The sequence below is a fragment of the Helicobacter pylori genome, assembly GCF_002832345.1.
GTDB classification, from domain to species: Bacteria; Campylobacterota; Campylobacteria; order Campylobacterales; family Helicobacteraceae; genus Helicobacter; species Helicobacter pylori_CP.
The window spans coordinates 69870-90850 of sequence record NZ_PHLZ01000003.1; the positions used below are offsets into that span (position 1 = coordinate 69870).

A 20981-nucleotide genomic window follows, 5' to 3' on the forward strand; every position below is an offset into this window, starting at 1 on the left:
GAATTACTTCACTAATTTGACATCCACTCTTCTGTTTTCTTTGTAACATTCTCTAGTTTTTTGGGTGCATTTGGGTTTGGTTTCACCAAAACTGATGGTTTTGATCATATCTTTTTCTACCCCCTTAATGACTAAAGCGTTTTTCACGCTCAAAGTCCTTTTAACGCCAAGCGCTTGGTTGTATTCGCTAGAGCCAAATTCATCGGTATTGCCTTCCAAAAGCACTTGCATGTGGTTTTCTTTAGCTTTTTGCACGATCTCATCTAAAGTCTCTTGATCGGATTCTTTGATTTCATACTTGTCAAAATCAAAATAAATAGAAGCGATGATAGTCCCGCTCTCAACAGCCGGCTTTTCTTCAACCACTGGAGCTGGCTCTTGTTTAGGCTCTTCTTTCTCTGGAGCTGGTTCTGTAGTAACAGGTGCAGTCTGAACCGTTTTAGCGCTCACATCGCCAGCCACAGTCTTATTATCCATTTTATGACTACAGCCAGCTACCAATAAAAAAGCTACCAAGAAACTAAATACAGAAGATCTTTTCATTACGAATTCTCCAAGAATAAAATTTTAATAAGTGTAAATATTAACTCACATTCGCTTAATCTAACCTTACCAATCAAAGGCTTGTATTTTCACATTCTTTAAAGGGAATAAAAAACTCTGATTATAGTCTAGCAAAATAAGCCCCATGGCGTATTCTTGAGGTGTCTTTTTGATATACATGATATTTCTCCCATCCGTAGAAAAACGAGGCATTTGGTTAGAGCCATTCACAGTAAGCCTGCGGATATATTTACTGTTTAGAGTGATGAGATTCAAATTAAACACCGTTTTGCCAAATTCATTAAGATTTTCCCTGCTCACATACACAATGCTGTCTTTATAAGCGTCAATGGATTCATTGCTTCTTCCTTCATAAAGGAGTTGCTCCGCACTCTCTTTTAACCCCAATTTCTTCATATAGATGTTAGGATAGCCGGATCTATCCGAAACAAAAGCCATAGACTTGTCATCTTCTAAAAACACTCCTGAGACATCTATCCCAGGATAGCGCGTTATTTTGGTTTTAGTTTTTTTATGCGTGTCATACAAATACACATCCGGTTGGCCATCAGGGGCTAAAGACATTAAAATTTTAGAGCCATCAGAACTCACGCTAGAAACCACAGCCATTCCTTGAGAGCTAGCGATATTCTCATGAGTGGCTTTTTGAATGTTGTATTTTAAAATCATGGGCGTTCTTTCACCATACTGCGTGTAATAAAACTCCGTTTGCTCAGCGTTCGCCCATTTAGGGAAAATATTGAGTCGGTTGTTTTTGATGATTTCTTTTTGATAACGCATCGTATAATCCGCTAGTGCGATGTTTGTGATTCCTGGTCCAATGTATTTAGAAAAAACAATCAGGCGCTTCATCCAAGCGATAGAAGGGGCTTTTAAATAGTCATTCACCACAATGGCCATGTTGTGCGCTGCAAAAGGGTATAGATCTAAACTTACAATAGGGTAGTCAAAAGTCTTTTTGAGCGTTCCTGTATCCACATCATAAAGTTTTAATCGTGAAATTTTATTGCCGTTTTCTACCGCCACGCTCACAAGCGCTACAAGATGGACTTTTTTATCCTTGAGTTCTGCGTAATTGATAGCGCCTTGATCCTTGTTTTGAGAAACATCAAAATGCTGGCTAGTCTTTAAATCATTCGCTAAGACTTCATGCAATTTTAAAGCGTAATTGGCATCGTTATCTATAGAGTAGCGCACTTCAATCTTAGGAAGTTTTTGAATGGTTTTAATAATATCTAGTGTTTTATCTGTTGCAAAAAGCCCTATAGCGCTTATTAAAAAAAGCCATAAATACCTCATTGTTCTTCCTTAGTGGTGAAATTAACTTTAATAGAAATCATGCTTCCTCCAGGATATGGGGGAAAATCCACTTTCTTTAAATCATTTAAAAGGGTCATCACACTCTTGTTATAATCCTTAAAATCGGAGTAGCTAAGAATGGTATAATCAAACTCTCCATCTTTAGTGATCATAATCAGAGCGCTCACTGAAGCCTTGTGATAAAAAACGCCCCTCCAGCCTTTATATAAAATCTGATAGATTTGAGCGTACCACTCTTGGTAAGCCTTTTCATCAACCCCATCTTGTTTAGGGATTTGCAAATCTAAAGTTTTGTTTTTAACGCTTTCTAGTTTTTGCGCGAATTGATCCAAATTCTGTTGCAAACCTTTCAACATCTCTTGATTTTTTTGGTTTTTTCTTAAGCGTTGCTGTTCTTTTAAACGCCTTTGCTCTTCTTCTTGCTCATTTTTTTGCTCATCTTTTTGAGCGTTTGCGTCTGTCTTTTCTTGAAAATCATTGAGTGAAGAAAAAATATCTTCAAGGCTTTCTTCTTGTTCTTTAGGATCAATAAAATCGCCCTCCTTATCAGTTGCATTTTTTTCAACTACTTTTTCATCTTTTTTTTCTTCTGCTTTTTCAGCGATTTTTTCATCTTTTTTTTCATCGCTTGGCAAATCTTCTAAATTCAAATCAATGACTTGTTCGTTTTTTTTGCCCAAATCTAAAAGGATTTTCTCCGCTTCTTTATTGTGCCTTTCTAGCAACAAACCATATAATAACAAAGCATAGAGCAAGAACGCTAAAAAGCCAGAAACAACAAAGATCGCGCTCTTACTCATGCAAATTAGCCCTACTTTTTAAGGACTTGTAATTAAAGAAACTTTTAAAAAACCCGCTTCTTTAATCGTTTTTAGCAAATAAATCACTTTGTCATAAGTCAATCGTTTGTCTGCGCGGATACTAACCCTAGTTTCTTTATCGTATTTCTTAGAAAGCAAGTTAAAAGTATCTGGGAAGGAGTTGTATTCATAGGTTTGACTATCTATATAGATTTTTGCGTCTTTATCCATGCGGATCTCTATCATTTTATCTTGAGTGGCTCTAGCAGTTTTTGAGCCAGAAGGCAAAACAATCTCTTCTTTATAAGTAAGAGTGGGTGTCGTTACCATAAGAATAGCCAACAAAACAAGCATCACATCCACTAAAGGCGTGATATTGAGTTCTGGTTTGTCCTCATCCCAATAGTTATCGTAATTCATAAAAACCTTCTAACTCCCTATTTAAGATATTTATAAAATCCCCTTAAAAGCTTTATTTTTTAGAAGACAAAATATCCACTTGCATCTGCACATAAACCGATAAATCATACACCTTGCGCTTTAAAATCAAGTAAAAAGAATAGGCTGGAATGGCCGCTAAAATCCCTGCAGCGGTGGCGATAAGAGCCTTAGAAATAATGGGTGCGATCACCCCAAAAGAAGCTTGACCTAACGCACCCAAATTGTTAAACGCTTCTAAAATTTCAACCACCGTTCCAAACAAACCAATAAAGGGGGCTGTAGAAGAGATAATGCTCAACACCACTAAACCTGTCGTGCTTTGCTTAAGAATCTGATGTTTCCAAGCCTGCAACAATTCATTAGAATACCTTTTGGTCTCATCATTTCTTTTTTTATTAAACATGAAATGCTCTGGAGCGTCTTGCGCTCCATTAAGAATGTTAGACAAAGATTGCATCTCGCGCTTGAGTTCGATCTTTAACACAATGCTCTTATACAAAAAGACCCATAAAGTCATCACCAAATAAAGCGAAATCCAAACTAAAACAAGCGTGGTAACAAACCCGCTCTTATTGAAAAAATAAACGATTGAATCTAACATGATTATCCCCTTAAAGAGACTCAATCTTAGCCAGCACGCTAGAGACTGCTAACCTGTCAGAGCTTGCGTCCTCTAAAAGCTTTTTAGCCCTAGAGATAGCATCGTCTCTGTCGTCTGATTCTTTTTTAATAAAGACCGCCCCATCGGCTAAAATATCCACGCGTTCATTAGTGGCTTCTGCATAGCCCCAATTGATCGCAATGTGCTCTTTTTGGTTTTCGGTTTCAATCTCAACCACTCCCGCCTGAAGCAAGGTGATCATGTTGCTATGCCCATAAAGCACCCCAAATTCCCCTTCAACTCCTGGCAACACAACGCTTTTAACCTCTCCTGTATAAACTTCCCCCTCAGGAACGACCACACTAATTTTCAACAAAGCCATCACAAAACCCTTAGGAATTTTTCATGTTTTTAGCTTTTTCTAAAACCTCTTGAATGCTGCCCACCATGTAAAATGCGTTTTCAGGAATATGATCGTATTTGCCTTCTAAAATCCCTCCAAAGCCTTCTAAAGTCTCTTGGAGAGTTACATATTTACCCGGACTTCCTGTAAACACTTCAGCCACAAAAAACGGCTGGGATAAAAACTTCTCAATTTTTCTGGCTCTCTCAACAATCTTTTTATCTTCTTCGCTCAATTCGTCTAAGCCCAAAATCGCAATAATATCTTGCAGATCCTTGTATTTTTGCAAAACTTGCTGGATGCCGGTGGCGATTTCATAGTGTTTCTCACCGATCATTTGAGGGCTTAAAATCCTTGAAGTGGAATCCAAAGGATCAACTGCAGGATAAATCCCTTTTTCAGCGATCTTTCTATTCAATACCGTAGTCGCATCCAAATGCGCAAACACCGAAGCAGGAGCTGGGTCAGTCAAGTCATCTGCTGGCACATACACCGCTTGAACGGAAGTGATAGAGCCATTTTTAGTGGAAGCGATACGCTCTTGAAGTTTCCCCATTTCCCCGGCTAGCGTGGGCTGATACCCCACCGCTGAAGGGATGCGGCCTAATAGCGCGCTCATTTCCGCACCGCTTTGAGCGTATCTAAAGATATTGTCAATAAACATCAACACATCTAAGCCCTTTTCATCACGAAAATACTCCGCCATTGTCAAGCCGGTGAATGCGATGCGATTCCTTGCGCCTGGTGGCTCATTCATTTGCCCATAGCACAGCGCGACTTTATCTAAAACGCCCCCTTCTTTCATCTCAAAATACAGATCATTCCCCTCTCTGGTGCGCTCCCCCACACCCGCAAACACCGAATACCCGTTATGCTTATAAGCCACATTGTGGATAAGCTCCATAATGATCACCGTTTTCCCTACGCCAGCCCCGCCAAACAAGCCTACTTTACCGCCTTTAGAATAAGGTGCGAGCAAGTCAATGACTTTAATACCGGTTTCAAACATTTCTGTTTTAGTGCTTTGCTGCTCAAAACTAGGGGCTTTTCTGTGAATGGGCCAAGTTAAGGACGGCTTAAGAGGTTCTAAATTGTCAATGCTCTCGCCCACAACATTAAAAATACGCCCCAACACTTCTTCGCCCACAGGCACTTCAATCATTTTGCCACGAGCTTTGACGATCTGATTACGCACCAAGCCTTCTGTCATATCCATAGCAATCGCTCGCACCCGATTACCGCCCAAATGGGCTGCCACCTCTAAAACTAAAGACTTTTGAGTGCCATTGACTTCAAAATTAATGTCTAACGCTTCAAAAATCGCCGGCAGATAGGATTCAAACTCCACATCTACCACAGGGCCTAAAACCTGAATGATTTTACCTTCCATCGCTTTCATCGCTCCTTATTTTAATATAATTTTTATTTTAGGGCTTCTACGCCTGCATTGATTTCTACCAGCTCGGTCGTAATCGCCTCTTGTCTGGCTTTATTATAAGAAATAGTTAAAGTTTTAACCAAATCTTTAGCGTTATTCGTCGCTGTATCCATAGCCTGCATTCTAGCGCTATGCTCTGCGGCTAAAGAATCAATCAAAGCGTAGTATAAACTATACTCCACATATTTTTCTGCCAAAGAGTCTAAAATTTCATCTTCACTCCCGCTTGGCTCACTGGTAATGGTCTCTTGCGTCTCACTAGGCTGGGGGTTTTGGTGGATGATTTTATACCCAATAGGCAAAATTGTTTTGACTCTTATTTCTTGACTGATCATGTTTTTAAAGCCATTATGAATGATAATCACCTTATCGGTTTTCCCACTCAAATAATCCTCTACCACTTTTCTCATGAATTCCTGCGCGCGTTCATAATTAGGCATAGAACTCAAATTATTGATCTTGTCTAAAACCTCTATCCCGTTAAAGCTAAAATACTCATTACCCTTTTTACCAATACCGCGCAAACGCACTTTAATGTCTTTTTCTTTGTATTCATTCGTGCATGCTAAAACTTTTTTAATGGTATTGGTGTTAAAGCCCCCACAAAGCCCCTTATCGGCTGTGATAAAAATAATATCCACTTTTTTGATTTCAAGTCTTTCTAGTTCCCTAAAATACTTGCTTTGAATGTCTTCAATCCCTTGATTTTTCATCTTGGATAGCACATCATCAAACACGGCGTCTAGCTTCAGTGCATACGCTCTGGAATTTCTTGCAACTTCTTCAGCTTTTCTTAGCTTGGAAGTGGAAACGAGTTTCATCGCATGCGTGATTTTTTGCGTGTTTTTAACGCTTCCAATTTTCTTTCTAATGTCTCTTAAATTCGCCATATTCTAGCCGTCTCCTACTCGCTATAAGTGAGCTTAAATTCCTCTAAGACTTTTCTTAGCATGGCTTCTAAATCCTTATCTAGCACTTTTTTAGTGTGGATTTCTTCTAAAACTTGGGGGTATTTTGCTTCCAAGAAAGGGTGCAGTTGCTCTTCAAAATCCACGACTTTTTTCACGCTCACGCTGTCTAAAAAGCCCTTAGCCCCAGCATAAATAATGACCACTTGCTTTTCAATAGGCAAGGGCGAATAAGGGGCTTGTTTCAGCACTTCTACCATGCGTTGCCCCCTTTCTAATTGCTTTTTACTCGCTTCATCTAAATCAGAAGCGAATTGCGTGAAGGCTTGCAACTCTCTGTATTGCGCTAAATCCAGGCGCAAAGTCCCTGAAACCTGCTTGGTCGCTTTGATTTGAGCGGCCCCTCCAACCCTTGAAACCGACAAGCCCACATTAATAGCCGGGCGGATTCCTGAATAAAATAAATCCGTTTCTAAGAAAATTTGCCCGTCTGTAATAGAAATAATATTCGTAGGGATATAAGCTGAAACATCGCCCGCTTGAGTTTCCACAATAGGGAGCGCGGTCAAAGAGCCGGCACCCTTTTCATCGCAAAGTTTAGCCGCTCTTTCTAAAAGCCGTGAGTGGATATAAAACACATCTCCAGGAAAAGCCTCCCTACCTGGGGGTCTTCTCAAAATCAAAGAAATCTCTCTGTAAGCGACAGCATGTTTACTCAAATCGTCATAAACGATTAGGGCATGGCGGGCATGATCTCTAAAGTATTCCCCCATAGCCACACCTGAATAAGGGGCTAAATATTGCATCGCAGCTGAATCTGAAGCCGAAGCGTTGATCACGACGCTGTATTCCATCGCCCCGTATTCTTCTAATTTGCGGACCACTTGCGCGACAGTGGATTCTTTTTGCCCAATAGCCACATAGATACAGATCACATTTTGCCCTTTTTGGTTAATGATCGCATCGATCGCTACGGTGGTTTTACCGGTTTGTTTATCCCCAATAATCAATTCCCTTTGCCCGCGCCCAATAGGCACCAACGCATCAATGGCTTTAATGCCTGTTTGCAAAGGCTCATGCACAGATTTTCTGTCCATAATGCCCGGAGCTTTTTGCTCTATTAGGCTGAACTCATTCGTTTCTATCTCACCCTTGCCATCAATAGGCTCACCCAAAGCGTTCAACACGCGCCCTACAACCGCATCGCCAACAGGAACTTTCATCAAATTCTTCGTGCGTTTAACGCTAGTCCCCTCTTTGATATTGTTGCCAAAACCAAACACAATCACGCCAACGCTATCTTCTTCTAAGTTAGCCGCAACGCCTTTATCCCCTGTTTCAAACTCCAACACTTCATACGACATCACACCATTTAAGCCATAAACCTTAGCCACACCATCCGCATACGAAACGACTTTTCCTACTTCAGCCATATCGCAATCAAGTTCAAAATTCTTGATTTTTTCTTCAATAACCGAGCTGATTTCTTCCAATTTTAGTTGGGACATTATCTTTATCTCCTTAGATTGATTAAATAGATTGAATAACCTGTTTTTCTATTTTCTTTAAAATATCTTCTTTAGAAAAGCCTATTTCTAAATCCAGGCTTGAAACGCTCAAAGAAATCCCCTTTTTAGACCAAGTGTCTTGAGCGATTTCTACAGGGGCGTTAAAACGCGCTTGCAATTTTTGTTGCACTTCTTCTAGCTCCTTATTTTCAAGCTTTTGCGGGACTAAAAGTGTGGCTTCTAAAGTCTTTTTAGAATCAAAAGACAGCTCCTCAGCGACTAATTCCAACATATCAAGCCGGTTATTTTTTAACACCACTTCCATTACAGGCTTTAAAACTGAACATGCTTTTGTGGGAGTTATTTTTTCTACAATTTCAAATACAACCTCTTTTTTAACTTTTAAAGAAACATGAGCTAACACCTGGTTGAGTTTATGCAATTTTATGGCTTCTGCTACATTTTTAAGCCCCACAACGATTTCTTCCAATAACGCTAGATCGCTTTTAGTGTGGTTTTTCAACGCCTTAGCATAATGCTTAGAGATCACTTTTAAATCTTGCATTTAAAGCCTTTGTTTCAAAATATTCACGCAATCTTGCGCATTGAAAGAGACTTTTTTGCTCTCTCCTAGATCTTTAAAAACACTTTCAACCAGCTCTCTTTTGATCTTTTTAACTTCTAAATCCATCAACGCCTTAGAATTTTTGATCAAATTTTCCACATCCATTTTGGTTTGCAATTCGTATTTTTGCGTGATCGTGTAGGCTTCTTTATTCGCATCAGAAATAATCAATTCAGCTTTTTCTTTGGCTTGCTCTAATTCCTTAAGGAGTTTTTTCTTATTTTCTTTACTCACTTTGAGTTGGGCTTGAATCTCTTCTAATCGTTTGGAGATTTCAAGGCTTTTGGAGTGCAAAAACGCTCGCAGTTTTTTAGCCAAAAAATACCACAAAATCCCCGCAAATAAGAGGAAATTTAAAGATCGCTCTATAATGTCTGTTTGTGAAATATCCAATCCAGTAGCGCACAAAGGGCTTAAAAGGATCAAAAACCCTAACACCATTTTAACTAACACCATCTATCAACTCCCTAAACCCATAGCCACACGCTTGTTTAACCCGTCTTCAAATACCGGCATTTGCGCTTGCAACTGCTCTTTTAGTGCTTGCTTTTCATTTTGTAATTGCTTTGCAAACGCTTCAAACTCTTGATTGAGTTCGTTCTCTTTTTGCTTGATCACCGCATCATAGGACTCTGTAGCTTTTTGAATCGCTTCGGCTATCATTTCTCTGCGTTTTTCAGCAGCTTCCTTAAGAAGAGTCTCAATTTGATGACCAATCTCCACGCTTTGGGTGTTATCCGTTTTGATTTTAGCCAAGCTATCCTTTATCTCTGCCTGTCTGTTATCCATAAAAGCCAACAAAGGCCTATACACCCAAACATTCATCGCCCACAACAATAACACAAACACCACAAAAACGACCGCCATTAAATAGGGGTTAACCGATATATTCATAACCTATTTCTTTCCTAAAATCCTACAAAATATTTGAAACTCGCATTTGTTATAAAAACATTAACTCTATCTTAACAAAAAATCGCTTAAAAATTGAGAATATCCAAGCGTTAAGACATCATTTTTTTCATAAAAGCCTCTAAAAGAGAATTTTCATAACATCGTAAAATGATTTTATTCCCTTTCAAAGCCGCTTTAAGCTTGTAACGATCCCACAAACTTTGATTAAAGCGTTCTAATTCATCTTCAGCGATGAGCGTTTGGGTTTCCTTGAAACCATGTTTTTTATTTTCACAATTTGCGTTTATTTTAAAATCACGCACTAAATCTTCTGTCTGGCGCACGCTGAGTTTCTGCCCTATAATGGAATTTAAGATCAATTCTTGTTTTTCTTCATCCAAACCCACCAAGACTTTTGCATGCCCTGAAGTGATTTTTTCTTCTAAAAGAGCGTTTTGAACCTTAGAAGAGAGCGTCAATAAACGCATGATATTAGCCACATGGGCTCGGGATTTTTTAACGATTTTAGACAGCTCTTCTTGGGTCATTTGATAGCTTTCAAGCAATTCTTTATAAGATCTAGCCAACTCTAAAGGGTTTAAATCTTCGCGTTGGATATTTTCAATCAAAGCGACTTCACGCATTTTTTCTTGCTCAATATCCACAACAATCGCTTTAATCGTGGGCATTTTAGCCAATTTGCTCGCTCTTAAGCGCCTTTCACCAGCGATCAAATGGTAACGCCCGTTCTCACTCACCACTAAAACCGGTTGCAACAAACCATGCTCTTTAATGGATTGTGCTAATTCTTCTAAAGAATCTTCGCTAAAGATTTTTCTGGGCTGGTAGGGATTAGGCATCACCTCATCAATACCAAGCTCCACAACCCGATTCGCTCTTTCATACAGCCCCTGCTCATACACTTCATTGATTTCAGGGAAAATATCCGCTAAACCCCTACCCAACACTTTATTTTTTGCCATATGCTACCCTTGAAGAATGCTTTGAGCTAATTTTTGATAAGCGATACTGCCATTAGATTTAATATCATAGAGCAAAATGGGCTTACCAAAGCTAGGCGATTCCGCTAGTTTCACGCTTTTAGGGATCATAATATACTCTCCTGTAGCTGAATCTCTAAAAAACTCTGAGTCAAAATACTTGAACAATTCCGCTAAAACCCCTTTTGTCAAATTGAGTTGAGGGACATGCATTGTGGGTAAAAAACCTCTGATTTTGAGCTTAGGGTTCGTGCTTTTTTGCAACATTCTAATGGTGTTAAGCAATAATTTAGTGCCTTCAAGGGCAAAAAATTCGCATTGGATAGGAATGATCACCGAATGGGCTGCTGAAAGCGAATTGATCGTGAGAGGCCCTAGAGCTGGCGGGGAATCAATAATGATATAATCATAAAGCCCCACCACACTCTCTAAGGCGTTTTTGAGCATGAGCTCGCCTCGTTTGTTCTCATCTTGGCTGTCATAAAAGGTTTTTTCAAACCCAGCCAAACCCAAATTAGAAGGCACTAGATCCAAAAAAGGCATTTGGGTTTTTAAGATCACTTGAGAAATTTGCTTACGGCCAATCAGCACATGATAAATATCATAATCAATTTTATCGCGCCTAAAACCCAAGCTTGAAGTGGCGTTGGCTTGAGGGTCAAAATCAATCAACAAAATTTTTTTTTCATGCACCGCTAAAGAAGCCGCTAAATTAACCGCTGTTGTCGTTTTACCCACACCTCCTTTTTGATTAGCCACTGCAATGATTTCATTCATCATACTCACATCCTATCATAAATCTTACCTTTAATACAAACACGGCCGTCTTCTAACAATTCCGCATCTTTCAAACTCACCGCTTCATTGCAATCATTATGGAAGCTAAAAGAGTTGCTTCTATGAAATTCTAACGCATACTTACTTAAAACTTCCCCCCAAAACAGATTTTCTTCTATTTTTTTTAAAAAGCCCTCTACAATCCAATCATCGCTCACGCCAATATCTAAACATGCCCATTTTGTTGAAACCCTATTCACACCAATGCCGCACACCCGCATGTCTTTATAAACATTAACCAGCACGCCCCCTATTTTTTGACCCCCTAAATACAGATCGTTAGGCCATTTAAGCCAGGTTTGAGAGCCTAATTCTTTTAAAACTTCTTTAAATAAAAACCCCAAATACAAAGCGTTCGCTTGCATGGGCAAATCTTTAGGCAAATCGCTTGCGTTTAAAGCGAGCGAAAAAGTCAAAGCGCTTTCCACACCCTCCCAAACATTCCCCCTACTGCCTATCCCAGCGCTTTGGTTTTTAGCCAAGACTAAAACAGGGGCTTTGAGTTCATTACTTTTAAGTTTTTCTAAAAGATAAATTTGCGTGGAAGGCAAACTCTCAAAAACCCTTTTTTCGCATTTTTTCATGTTAGAATACCGCCCACTTTCAAACGCTTGCCATTCAAATAGTCCTTCGCTTTCAAAGGCTTTTTACCCACCGCTTGCAACCTTGCTATACGCACGCTGCCTTTCAAGCAGCCTACAAGAACGCCTTTTTCATCAATTGCTAAAATCTCGCCTTCCTTGTGGCTCTTTTCATTCTCCACCAACCCCACTTCTAAAAGCTTAAGGCTATTTTCTAAAAAGATTTCTGGCCAAGATTTAAACGCAAGCGATTTTAAAAACAAGTTTTTAGCGTCTTTAAAACCCACTAAACCATCAGCTTTGGTGATTTTTTTACAAAAACTAGCCTGCATGTGATTTTGAGGCTTTCTTGTGATGGAAGAGAAATTTTTGAGCGTTGAAAGAAGCAGAGTCGCCCCCATGTGCGCTAATTTCAAGCTTAAAGCGTCTAAATCCAAATAATCTCCTCTCAAAAAAGAAGCGCTTTCTAAAATATCCCCGCTATCCAACTCCAAATCCATAAGCATGGTGCTTATGCCATAAATCCTATCGTCATTGAGTATCATCTCATGAATGGGCGAAGCCCCCCTGTATTTAGGCAATAACGACGCATGCAAATTAATGCAAGGAGCGATGGCTAAAACCTCTTTAGGCAAAATCTTACCATAAGCCACCACCACGATAAAATCAGGCTTTAAATCCTTTAAAATTTGAACTTCAGGCTCTTTCAAACTTTGCGGCTGGAAAATGGGGATATTTAAATGATTTTCTAGAATGTATGTTTTAGTCTCTGGGGCTTTCAATTCCTTTTTACGCCCAAAAGGTTTGTCCCTTTGAGTGAATAGCCCCACCACTTCTATGTCTTTATCTCCAACTAACGCCCTTAAGATCACTTCAGCAAAACCAGGCGTTCCCATAAATACGATGTGCATGTTATTCCTTGTTTTTAATTCAATTGATTCATTCTCATCATCATTTTATAATGAGCTTCATGACCGGTTATTTCAAATATCTTTTCAAAAACTTTTAAATACGTCTCAATACTTATATCTTGACTTTGCACAAACAAATCATCTGAAATCCCATGAGAGCCATCATTAAACCATGAAATGAAAGAATTGCACACTTGTTTTTCTTCAATATTTTCAAAACATTCATTCAAGCTATCATTATGTTTAAAACCGCCTAAAATCCTAAAGTAATATTCAATAATTCTTCGCATAACATTTTGTAAAGATACCCAAGAAGCATTATTTTCTTTTGCTTGTTTTACTTCTTGCCATAGCAATTCATAAGAATTTTTAATGGGATTTTCTTTATAGCCTTTAATTTTTGAAACATTATTATCCTTTTTAATTATCCAAAAAGAATATTTCCTTTGATAGCGTTTTAAATCATATTCTAATGTAATTTCCTTGTAAAAATATGTGTTGTGGGTTAGTATAATAATTTGCTTAATGTTTGTTTTTTCTTTCATGGTTTCTTTCATAAGATCTTTAACTAAAGCACTCACTATAAACAATATATTGCTATCCAAACTTGAAATGGGGTCATCAATCACTAAAACCTTATTTTTTGATATATCGTTCTCTTTTAAAGAGCCTTTTGCTAAATGATAATAGTATAAGAAAGTGATGAAAGTAACTTCACCTTCGCTCAGTGTTTCTCCTACTAATTGACCATCTTCTCTTTGAATACGATAAAATTTTTCATCTTCAGTGCATGCCAAACCAAAATTCGTGAATCCATACCCTTTTAAAAGCGTATTGATTTTATTGACAATGGGCTTTATGCTTACCATGTTTTTTTCTAATTCCTTAATTTCATTTTCTAATTTCTTTACCTTTTCTTGATTTTCACTAATTTCTTTCTCTAAATTGTTTATTCTTTTCTCCAAATCGCAATACTTTTTATTATATTCTTGTATATTACTTTTAAATTCATTGATTAGAAATTTCCAAGTTTGTTCCTTACAACTCTTTTTCTGTTTTTCAATATTCTTTATCGTCTCGTTATGATTGGTTATTCGCTCATTGGCCTTTGCAATCAAATCTTTAATTGCGTCTATTTCGTTTTTAGTGTTATCAAGCTTAAAACTTCTGCTCATTTCTTTACCCTTATCAAGCATCTTTTGCTGATTCGCATTGATTTTACTTCTCAAGGTTTCAATAATTCTTTTCAAATTTTCTGTATCCAATTTATTCTGCTCTGTTTTAATAACTTCATTAAGTCGTTCCAACGCTTCATCAGTTTTGTTTGTGTAGTCTTCTTTCATTTTTTTGATTGTGTCAGTGGATTCTTGATAACTTGTATCAAAATAAGATTCTAGTTGTTTTTTAAATTCCTCAGTAATGGTTTCTTTTTGACAGAAAGGGCATATACTATTATCTTTTACATATTCTCTACCTTGAGCTACCCAATCCTCATTGCTTAATTTTTTTATTAAATCTGCAATGGCTACACCACCACTCCCTACAATTTTTTGTTCCCAAATAGAATGGTTTTCAATAGAATCAAAATCTGTTAAATCGCATTCCAATAACGCCAATTCTGTTTGGTTTTCACCAAAAACAATCTCAATTTTTTCCTTTAATTTTTCTAACCCTACTATTTCGCTTTGATTGTATTTATCGTTTTCAAATTCCTTAAGGATTTTTTCTTTAAACTTCTCTTTACGCTTAAAGCCTTCTAGCGTTTCTTTAAAATCTTCTTCAAATTTTTTATAAAGTTTTTCCCAGCAACTATCAGTAAAATCCTTTTCTTCCTTTTCCTTTTCTTGTGTGATTTTTTTCAAGCTTTCTTTATTCTTTATTTTCTTTTCATTCTCTTTATTTATTGATTCTTTCTTGCTTTCAATTTTTTCTAAATTCTCGTTTATTTTTTTACCGAGCGTAAAAATGCCTTTAACTTGAGAGTTTCTAAATTGCTCTTCTTTAAATTGCTTGTTATAAACTTCAATCTTTAAACTCTCATTGTTATACCATACTATTTTGCTACTAGCAAACTTGTCTTCAATCCCATTTTCAGCTAGATTTTTTAACCACCAAAAGCAGAAATCCCAAATATCTTTAGTGTTTGGGATGAATGCTACCAATTCATGGTATCATATCCCCATACATTCGTATCTAGCGTAGGAAGTGCGCAAAGTTACGCCTTTGGAGATATGATGTGTGAGACCTGTAGGGAATGCGTTGGAGCTCAAACTCTGTAAAATCCCTACTATAGGGACACAGAGTGAGAACCAAACTCTCCCTACGGGCAACATCAGCCTAGGAAGCCCAATCGTCTTTAGCGGTTGGGCACTTCACAAGATAGCAACGGTAAGATTAGAAGTTTTAGCGCGAGGCTTTATATCCCTAGATTTCTACGAAACGATAAAGCCCCTAAATACATTAACGGCAGAGAAACAAGAATTTTTAACAAAAGCTTTTTTTTGTATAACTATCACCGCGCGTTAGAAAATATCAAAGAAAAGAAGCAGGTAATTATATGCGAGGGATTTTTTGACGTGTTAGCTTACGAACATTTCACCTATAAAAATGTGATTTGCACATGCGGGATCGCTTTTACAATCACGCATTTAGCTTTTTTGAATAAGCTAGGCGTTGAGTTGTGTTTTAGTTTTGATAACGATAGCGCAGGACGAGACGCTACCATTAGGGCGTTAGATTTGTGTTTGAAAAACCATGTAACCAATGTTAGCGTGATTAAAATAAAAGATCCTAGCGTCAAGGATTTAGGCGATTATCAAAAGTTAAACAAACGCCCTAATCTAAGCAAGATTAACGGCTTCACGTTTTACTGTTCTTATCACTTAAGATCGGAACTCACCACGCAACAAAAGGATTTTAATTACAAAATTATCTTAAAAACCCTTGAAAATTTTGAACCCTTCACGCAAAGCGATTTGCTCAAAATCTTAAATTCGTTTTTAGCAAAAAATAGCGTTAAACCTATTAAACTCGATAAGGAAAAAAAGAATCCGGGTAAATTAGATCTACTAGAAGCTAGGATTTACGCAACAATGCTACAAAGCGAAGAGTTTAGATACATTGCTAAGCGTTATTTAACGCCAAGCGATGTTAAATATCCCGTTTTTTTCAAACGGCTTATTAGCGGAGATTTTAGGGGTTTAGACTTTTTAAAAAGGCTTAAACCCATTGATTCACACTATCAAAAAAGCTCATTAATAGAACTGAAAATTAAAGGCTTGAAAGATTCTTTAATGTTTGCTTTAGAACGCAAGGATTACGCTTTAGCGGAAGCCCTAAACGCCAAAATTAAAGAAATTCAAACGCATTAAGGAAGTAGCATGAGTTGGATTGACATAAGCGTAGGATCGGGATCTAGCGGTCAAGGATCAGGCTCTAATCTTTTAAGCGGATTTATCAATTCTTTAGGGAACGCTTTAAGCAACGCCAGCGCTAGCGGTGGTATTAGGGGCTTCCCAAGGCAAGCAGGCAGTGAAAACGATCAAATCGTAGGATATTACGACGATCCGCAAGGCTACTATAGCGTGATTAAAAAATTCTTAGCCGAGAAAAACTACCATTCTAATAAAAGGCTAAAAAACGCGTTTGAACGCATCATTAACCAACAAAACCGCATTAACCAATTAAACCAAGAAATAGCAGACAAGCAAAACGCTATTAACCACCTAAACCACGAAATAAACCACCTAAAACAAGAAACAGATAATCAAGACCAAGGCTTAAATAATCTAAACCAAGAAATAGCAGGCTTGAATAATGAAATAATCGCTAATGAAAGCGCCATAAACCAAGACGAAGAAAAATTAAACGCTTTAGAGTTAGAAACGAACGCTAAAAAAGAAATTGTTGAAAGCTTGAAACAATTAGAAAAACTCAAGCAAGAATTAAAAAGGCTTAAAAAACAATCCAAATTCACGAAACAGTTCACTTTTTTGACCGACAACCCTCCTAACATTCAAGCTAACCAAGAAAGCGCGCTAAATAGAGCGAGTAATAAAAACGGACTAATGAACTTTTTTTTAACGAATCCGTATGCGATACTTCCTAAAGGTTTTATTTATGAGTACCATAATCCGGGCAAAGAAACCTACAACGCCCTAAACGCGCCCAATAACATGGACGGCATCAATAACCAGTTTAGAACCAACGCCTTAAACCAGGTTTTAGATAACAGCTATCAAAAGTTTTTAGCAGGTAATGATAGATATAATGCTTTAAGAGACATTAAGCAAGTGAAAGCCTTGAAGTTTTACGATTTAGTGTTAAATCACAACCCACAAAGCGATAAACTAGAAAGCGCCTTATTTTTCAAACAGATTTCCCAATACGCCAAAGGCTTAAGGCTTAAGATCCTAACAGCGCCAAGCAGTAAGAAAGATTTAGAAAGGCTTGAAAAGTTAGAAAACACCTTAAAAAAGCAAGAAGAACGCTTACAAGGTAAAGACTTAAACACATTACAGGAAGAAATACAAAAAGAGCGAGAAAACGCCCTAAAATTGAAAGAAAGCATAAAAGCCAAGCAAAACCATAATGAAGCGCTAAAGAACGCTATCAATCAAAAAGAACAAGCAAAAAACCCTATAGAAAAACAAAAGCAAACGATAGAAAGACAAAAAAACGAGAAAGAGCGAGAAATACACCACCAAGAAAGCGCTAAACAAGAGAAAGAACGAGAAAAACAAAACCTAAACAACGCAATTAACGCTATAGGTAACGAACGCATCACTATCAAAGAATTAGGGATTAAAGACAATTTTTTAGGGATACAACCACTATTAAACAACAACGGGAGAGGAAGAACCTACGCAAGGGCGTTTTTTAGCGACAAGAACAAAACGATCAAAGAATATTACGAGATAGAAACCAAAATTAAAAACATTTTAGGATTTTATCGGATCGGACAAAGCGACGAAGTGATTTTAAAACGCTTTTTAGAATTAAGCCAACAACAACAGCATGAGCTTTCTTTACTCTTATTTACCTACTTATTTACCTAACCCTTAAAATCACACTCTAATTTTGATTAAATAAGTAAAATGATTTAGGATCAAGGTATGCAAGCAGAAAATAATAACATTGATTTGAAAAACTTACCCAGCACGCCGCTATACCCGTTAAAAAACCCCATTCTCACGCCCGAACAATTAGAACAAAAAAGAAAAGATCTAATCGTAGATCTCAATCAAAAATCAAAAGAACTCACGGAATTAGGATTATTAGACAAGTTAGGAGGTTTTGTAGGATACCAAACACAGAACGCCAAAGAACGAGAGAGTCAATTAAATGAGATTAAAGAGATAGCTACAAAAAGTAAAGCCGATTTCAAAGATTTGCCAAGTGCTTTAAGAGATGAATATTACAACAAAGCCGAAACCAGCATTTTTAACCCGCTTAAAACCAAAAACGAGATCGCCAAAGAAGACTATCAAAAAGACTTACAACGGAAAGCGATATTACAAAAAACAAGCCAAGAACTCACAGAGAGTGATAAGGAGCTAATAGACAATGATAGCGGTTTTTTTAATAATGCACTTGATACTATCACAGGTAAAAGCGGAGTTGATAAACTTAAAGAATACAAGGAAAAAGAAAAAGCCAAGGACATAACCAAAGAAATACAGAAAGCCTATTCAGCGTTTAGCAACATTGACAAGAACAAAGACTTTTTTAGTTTATTTATAAGCCCAGACAAAGAAGTGCAAGAAAAAGCTAAACAAGATTTTGAAACGATCGCTAAAAACCTCTACCATTTTGACAGCGTGATTTACAATGAAAAAAATGAACCTTTTGTGATCAAAGGCGATAAGGTTTATAAAATTAACGATGGCTTTATAGACAATTTCACGCAAAGCCTTTTGAATAATAAGTTTTCCATAGCTGGAAGTGTTGCAGGAGGGATAACAGGAGCTAAATACGGCAAAAACGCCGGAGTTTTAGGTTTAGTGGGAGGAGCGATCGCCGGTGCAGTTTTAGGAGCTACTACGGGAGCGCTTAGCGATGCGGTTATAACTAATCTAGCGCTAGATCGAGAAAATAAAGCCGATGAAATCATAAGGCATGCGTTAAGTGAAGGCGCTTTATCGTTAGCGACCGATACGATCATGCTAGGAGCGGGTAAAGCGTTAAAACCGCTTGCTAAAGCGCCCTTAAAATTAGCCGAGATGAGCATGCCTTTCCAATTCACTAAAAACTTTTTCACCGGCAACACCAAGCGCGCCAGCGAGATCATAGAAAACACGCTATCTAAAGAACAGCAAGAAGCCTTAAAAGAATTTAGCGCGCAGTTTGGAGGCGAAACCAAGATTAACCAAGAAAGCGGTAAGGACTTTTTAAGAGATAAGATTAAAAGTGTTTTCAAAGGCGATGAAAGCAAATTGAAAGCCTATGATAAAGTGAAAGAAATCCTAACGCTAGACAACCACAAAGAACAGCAACAAGCTTTTATAAGAGCGATACGAAGCGATGAAACCGGCAACACTTTAGCGTTTTTGATTGAAGCGGCTAACTTAAGCCCAAAAGCGAACGCCAATTTAAAATCCATTTTAAACCAAACGACTGAGAATTTAACCAAATCCTTAAAGCAGTTTGATTTAAAAGATTATGAGATAAAAAGCGTTTTTGACCATTTAGAACAAGGCACTAAAGAAAGCTACGACAAAGCCTTAAACGAAATCATAGGAAAGTTATACGATGACAGCTACAAGGTGAATTTAACCACCCAAAGCAGAAATCCCAAATATCTTTAGTGTTTGGGATGAATGCTACCAATTCATGGTATCATATCCCCATACATTCGTATCTAGCGCAGGAAGTGCGCAAAGTTACGCCTTTGGAGATATGATGTGTGAGACCTGTAGGGAATGCGTTGGAGCTCAAACTCTGTAAAATCCCTACTATAGGGACACAGAGTGAGAACCAAACTCTCCCTACGGGCAACATCAGCCTAGGAAGCCCAATCGTCTTTAGCGGTTGGGCACTTCACGAGAGAGCGTGCAAGATGCAAGCAATTTTACAAAGTTTTTAAACGATCTCAAAGCGCAAGGCGAGATCGATCCTCAAGCTAAAAGCTTTTTAAGACAGATTGAAGAAAATGTATATAACCCGAACGGCGTTACTTATGAGCAACTAAAGAACTCACGCCAGCTAATTAATGCTTATTTAAGGAATGTAAAAGACCCTTCCACTTTAGGGTATATCCAAAAAGCGAGCGCTAATTTTTTGAAAAACGACATAGATAACGCCATAGAAAGCCTACTAAAGCAAAATAAAAGCGCTTATGAAAAAATTAGCGAATTACAAAAAAGCGCTATTAGCGATTATAGAGGAATGAAGCAGGCTTTAGAATTAGTGGATAAGGCAAAGATACGAGACAAAAACACGCAAGAAAGCGACGCTATCAATAGTTTTATGAAAATTATCAAAGGACAAGGGCAAAAGGATTTAAGCAACTACCAGGCGCTAACGAAAGGCTTACAAGAAAGCGATAAGGAGCGCCTAGAATTGAGCATGCTTAACCGATTATTAGAACAAAGCCTAAAGCAAGATGAAAGCTTAAAAGTGTTTGATAGCGCGCAGTTTTTCAACAAGCTAAACGAGTTTAAAGATGATGTTTTTACCACACCCAAAGCTAAAGAATACATTGACATAGCGAGCGGTTTTCACAGACTTTTCAAAAACGACGCTAAGATCGCAGAGAGCCTAAAGCCCGCTACAACGAAAAATTTAAGCCAAGGTTTAGCCACCTCGTTAAGCGGAGCGTTAAGATACCAATGGACTAAATTTACTTTAGGAACGCTATACAGAAACGCACCCGATCGCATTTTAGGGATTAAATTACCCAAAGCTCTAAACGAAGCCACCGCAGGAGCCGCCTTAAAGTATCACATTAAAAGAGCGCTTGAGAGAAGCCACTCTATAAGCGAATTTAGTAAGAATTTAGAATTAAGCGCACAAAACGCTAAATTTAGCAACAACACGCTTAAAATCATTGAAGAGCTTACTAACGGCGTTAAAAGCGCGAGCGAAGAGATCAAATCTAAAGCGACCAAATACGAAAAAGCCTTACAAGAACTACAAAATATTGATGAAA

At 37.8% G+C, this 20981-nt stretch carries 22 protein-coding genes and 1 pseudogene; 5 read left to right on the top strand and 18 right to left on the bottom strand.

Annotation, left to right across the window (positions count from 1 at the left end; all coding sequences use genetic code 11):
* Positions 1-3 precede the first annotated feature (3 nt).
* From CXY28_RS01635 to CXY28_RS01715, 17 genes and pseudogenes are all read right to left on the bottom strand, one after another.
* A complete protein-coding gene (locus CXY28_RS01635) occupies positions 4-543 on the bottom strand; it encodes an outer membrane protein Omp18 (RefSeq protein WP_000831158.1) in 540 nt (179 codons plus the stop codon).
* A 66-nt stretch (positions 544-609) separates the two neighbouring features.
* On the bottom strand, positions 610-1863 hold the full coding sequence (gene tolB / locus CXY28_RS01640; RefSeq protein WP_001270014.1) for a Tol-Pal system protein TolB: 1254 nt from the start codon (positions 1861-1863) through the stop codon (positions 610-612).
* The gene (locus tag CXY28_RS01645; RefSeq protein WP_050825839.1) at positions 1860-2684 is read right to left on the bottom strand and encodes an energy transducer TonB; all 825 of its coding nucleotides are present in this window, start codon (positions 2682-2684) and stop codon (positions 1860-1862) included. Before CXY28_RS01645 ends, tolB begins: the two co-directional genes overlap by 4 nt.
* An 18-nt stretch (positions 2685-2702) precedes the next feature.
* The gene (locus tag CXY28_RS01650) at positions 2703-3104 is read right to left on the bottom strand and encodes an ExbD/TolR family protein (RefSeq protein WP_100979263.1); all 402 of its coding nucleotides are present in this window, start codon (positions 3102-3104) and stop codon (positions 2703-2705) included.
* 52 nt (positions 3105-3156) lie between these two features.
* Positions 3157-3726 carry a MotA/TolQ/ExbB proton channel family protein gene (locus CXY28_RS01655; RefSeq protein ID WP_000887312.1) on the bottom strand — a complete coding sequence of 190 codons (570 nt, stop codon included), beginning with the start codon at positions 3724-3726 and terminating at the stop codon, positions 3157-3159.
* Between the two features lie 10 nt (positions 3727-3736).
* Entirely contained in the window at positions 3737-4108 is a 372-nt protein-coding gene (gene atpC, locus CXY28_RS01660; RefSeq protein WP_198542587.1) for an ATP synthase F1 subunit epsilon, read from the bottom strand.
* Positions 4109-4118: 10 nt separating this feature from the next.
* The gene (gene atpD / locus CXY28_RS01665; protein WP_001879274.1) at positions 4119-5519 is read right to left on the bottom strand and encodes a F0F1 ATP synthase subunit beta; all 1401 of its coding nucleotides are present in this window, start codon (positions 5517-5519) and stop codon (positions 4119-4121) included.
* Positions 5520-5551: 32 nt separating this feature from the next.
* Complete coding sequence (gene atpG / locus CXY28_RS01670) at positions 5552-6457, bottom strand: ATP synthase F1 subunit gamma (protein WP_015643888.1); 906 nt, start codon at positions 6455-6457, stop codon at positions 5552-5554.
* Positions 6458-6471: 14 nt separating this feature from the next.
* On the bottom strand, positions 6472-7983 hold the full coding sequence (atpA, locus tag CXY28_RS01675) for a F0F1 ATP synthase subunit alpha (protein WP_050825835.1): 1512 nt from the start codon (positions 7981-7983) through the stop codon (positions 6472-6474).
* Positions 7984-8005: 22 nt separating this feature from the next.
* Positions 8006-8548, bottom strand: a complete 543-nt coding sequence (locus CXY28_RS01680) for a F0F1 ATP synthase subunit delta (protein ID WP_050825832.1) — start codon at positions 8546-8548, stop codon at positions 8006-8008.
* Positions 8549-9064, bottom strand: a complete 516-nt coding sequence (locus CXY28_RS01685; protein WP_015643886.1) for a F0F1 ATP synthase subunit B — start codon at positions 9062-9064, stop codon at positions 8549-8551. It abuts the gene before it with no gap.
* A gap of 3 nt (positions 9065-9067) precedes the next feature.
* Entirely contained in the window at positions 9068-9502 is a 435-nt protein-coding gene (locus tag CXY28_RS01690) for a FoF1 ATP synthase subunit B' (protein ID WP_100979265.1), read from the bottom strand.
* A 110-nt stretch (positions 9503-9612) separates the two neighbouring features.
* Positions 9613-10485 carry a ParB/RepB/Spo0J family partition protein gene (locus CXY28_RS01695; RefSeq protein WP_100979266.1) on the bottom strand — a complete coding sequence of 291 codons (873 nt, stop codon included), beginning with the start codon at positions 10483-10485 and terminating at the stop codon, positions 9613-9615.
* Between the two features lie 3 nt (positions 10486-10488).
* A complete protein-coding gene (soj, locus tag CXY28_RS01700; RefSeq protein ID WP_001874698.1) occupies positions 10489-11280 on the bottom strand; it encodes a chromosome partitioning ATPase Soj in 792 nt (263 codons plus the stop codon).
* A 5-nt stretch (positions 11281-11285) separates the two neighbouring features.
* On the bottom strand, positions 11286-11924 hold the full coding sequence (locus CXY28_RS01705; protein WP_100979267.1) for a biotin--[acetyl-CoA-carboxylase] ligase: 639 nt from the start codon (positions 11922-11924) through the stop codon (positions 11286-11288).
* A complete protein-coding gene (gene fmt, locus CXY28_RS01710; RefSeq protein WP_100979268.1) occupies positions 11921-12832 on the bottom strand; it encodes a methionyl-tRNA formyltransferase in 912 nt (303 codons plus the stop codon). Before fmt ends, CXY28_RS01705 begins: the two co-directional genes overlap by 4 nt.
* Positions 12833-12846: 14 nt before the next feature.
* Positions 12847-14943: pseudogene (locus CXY28_RS01715) on the bottom strand (ATP-binding protein); the annotation flags it as partial.
* Positions 14944-15070: 127 nt separating this feature from the next.
* Here CXY28_RS01715 and CXY28_RS08930 point away from each other — a divergent pair.
* From CXY28_RS08930 to CXY28_RS08935, 5 genes are all read left to right on the top strand, one after another.
* A complete protein-coding gene (locus tag CXY28_RS08930; protein WP_332870737.1) occupies positions 15071-15358 on the top strand; it encodes a hypothetical protein in 288 nt (95 codons plus the stop codon).
* Positions 15253-16203 (top strand): toprim domain-containing protein, encoded by a 951-nt coding sequence (locus tag CXY28_RS01720; protein WP_332870738.1) that lies wholly within the window; start codon positions 15253-15255, stop codon positions 16201-16203. The genes CXY28_RS08930 and CXY28_RS01720 overlap by 106 nt, the downstream gene beginning before the upstream one ends.
* 9 nt (positions 16204-16212) lie before the next feature.
* Positions 16213-17889, top strand: coding sequence for a coiled-coil domain-containing protein (locus tag CXY28_RS01725; RefSeq protein WP_100979269.1), 1677 nt, complete (start codon positions 16213-16215; stop codon positions 17887-17889).
* A gap of 57 nt (positions 17890-17946) precedes the next feature.
* Positions 17947-19638: a glycine zipper 2TM domain-containing protein gene (locus tag CXY28_RS01730; RefSeq protein WP_232779969.1), complete on the top strand. Its 1692-nt coding sequence runs from the start codon at positions 17947-17949 to the stop codon at positions 19636-19638.
* A 98-nt stretch (positions 19639-19736) separates the two neighbouring features.
* The gene (locus CXY28_RS08935) at positions 19737-19916 is read left to right on the top strand and encodes a hypothetical protein (protein ID WP_100979270.1); all 180 of its coding nucleotides are present in this window, start codon (positions 19737-19739) and stop codon (positions 19914-19916) included.
* Between the two features lie 634 nt (positions 19917-20550).
* Here the strand turns inward: CXY28_RS08935 and CXY28_RS08635 are convergent.
* Positions 20551-20751: a hypothetical protein gene (locus CXY28_RS08635; protein ID WP_100979272.1), complete on the bottom strand. Its 201-nt coding sequence runs from the start codon at positions 20749-20751 to the stop codon at positions 20551-20553.
* Positions 20752-20981: the final 230 nt, after the last annotated feature.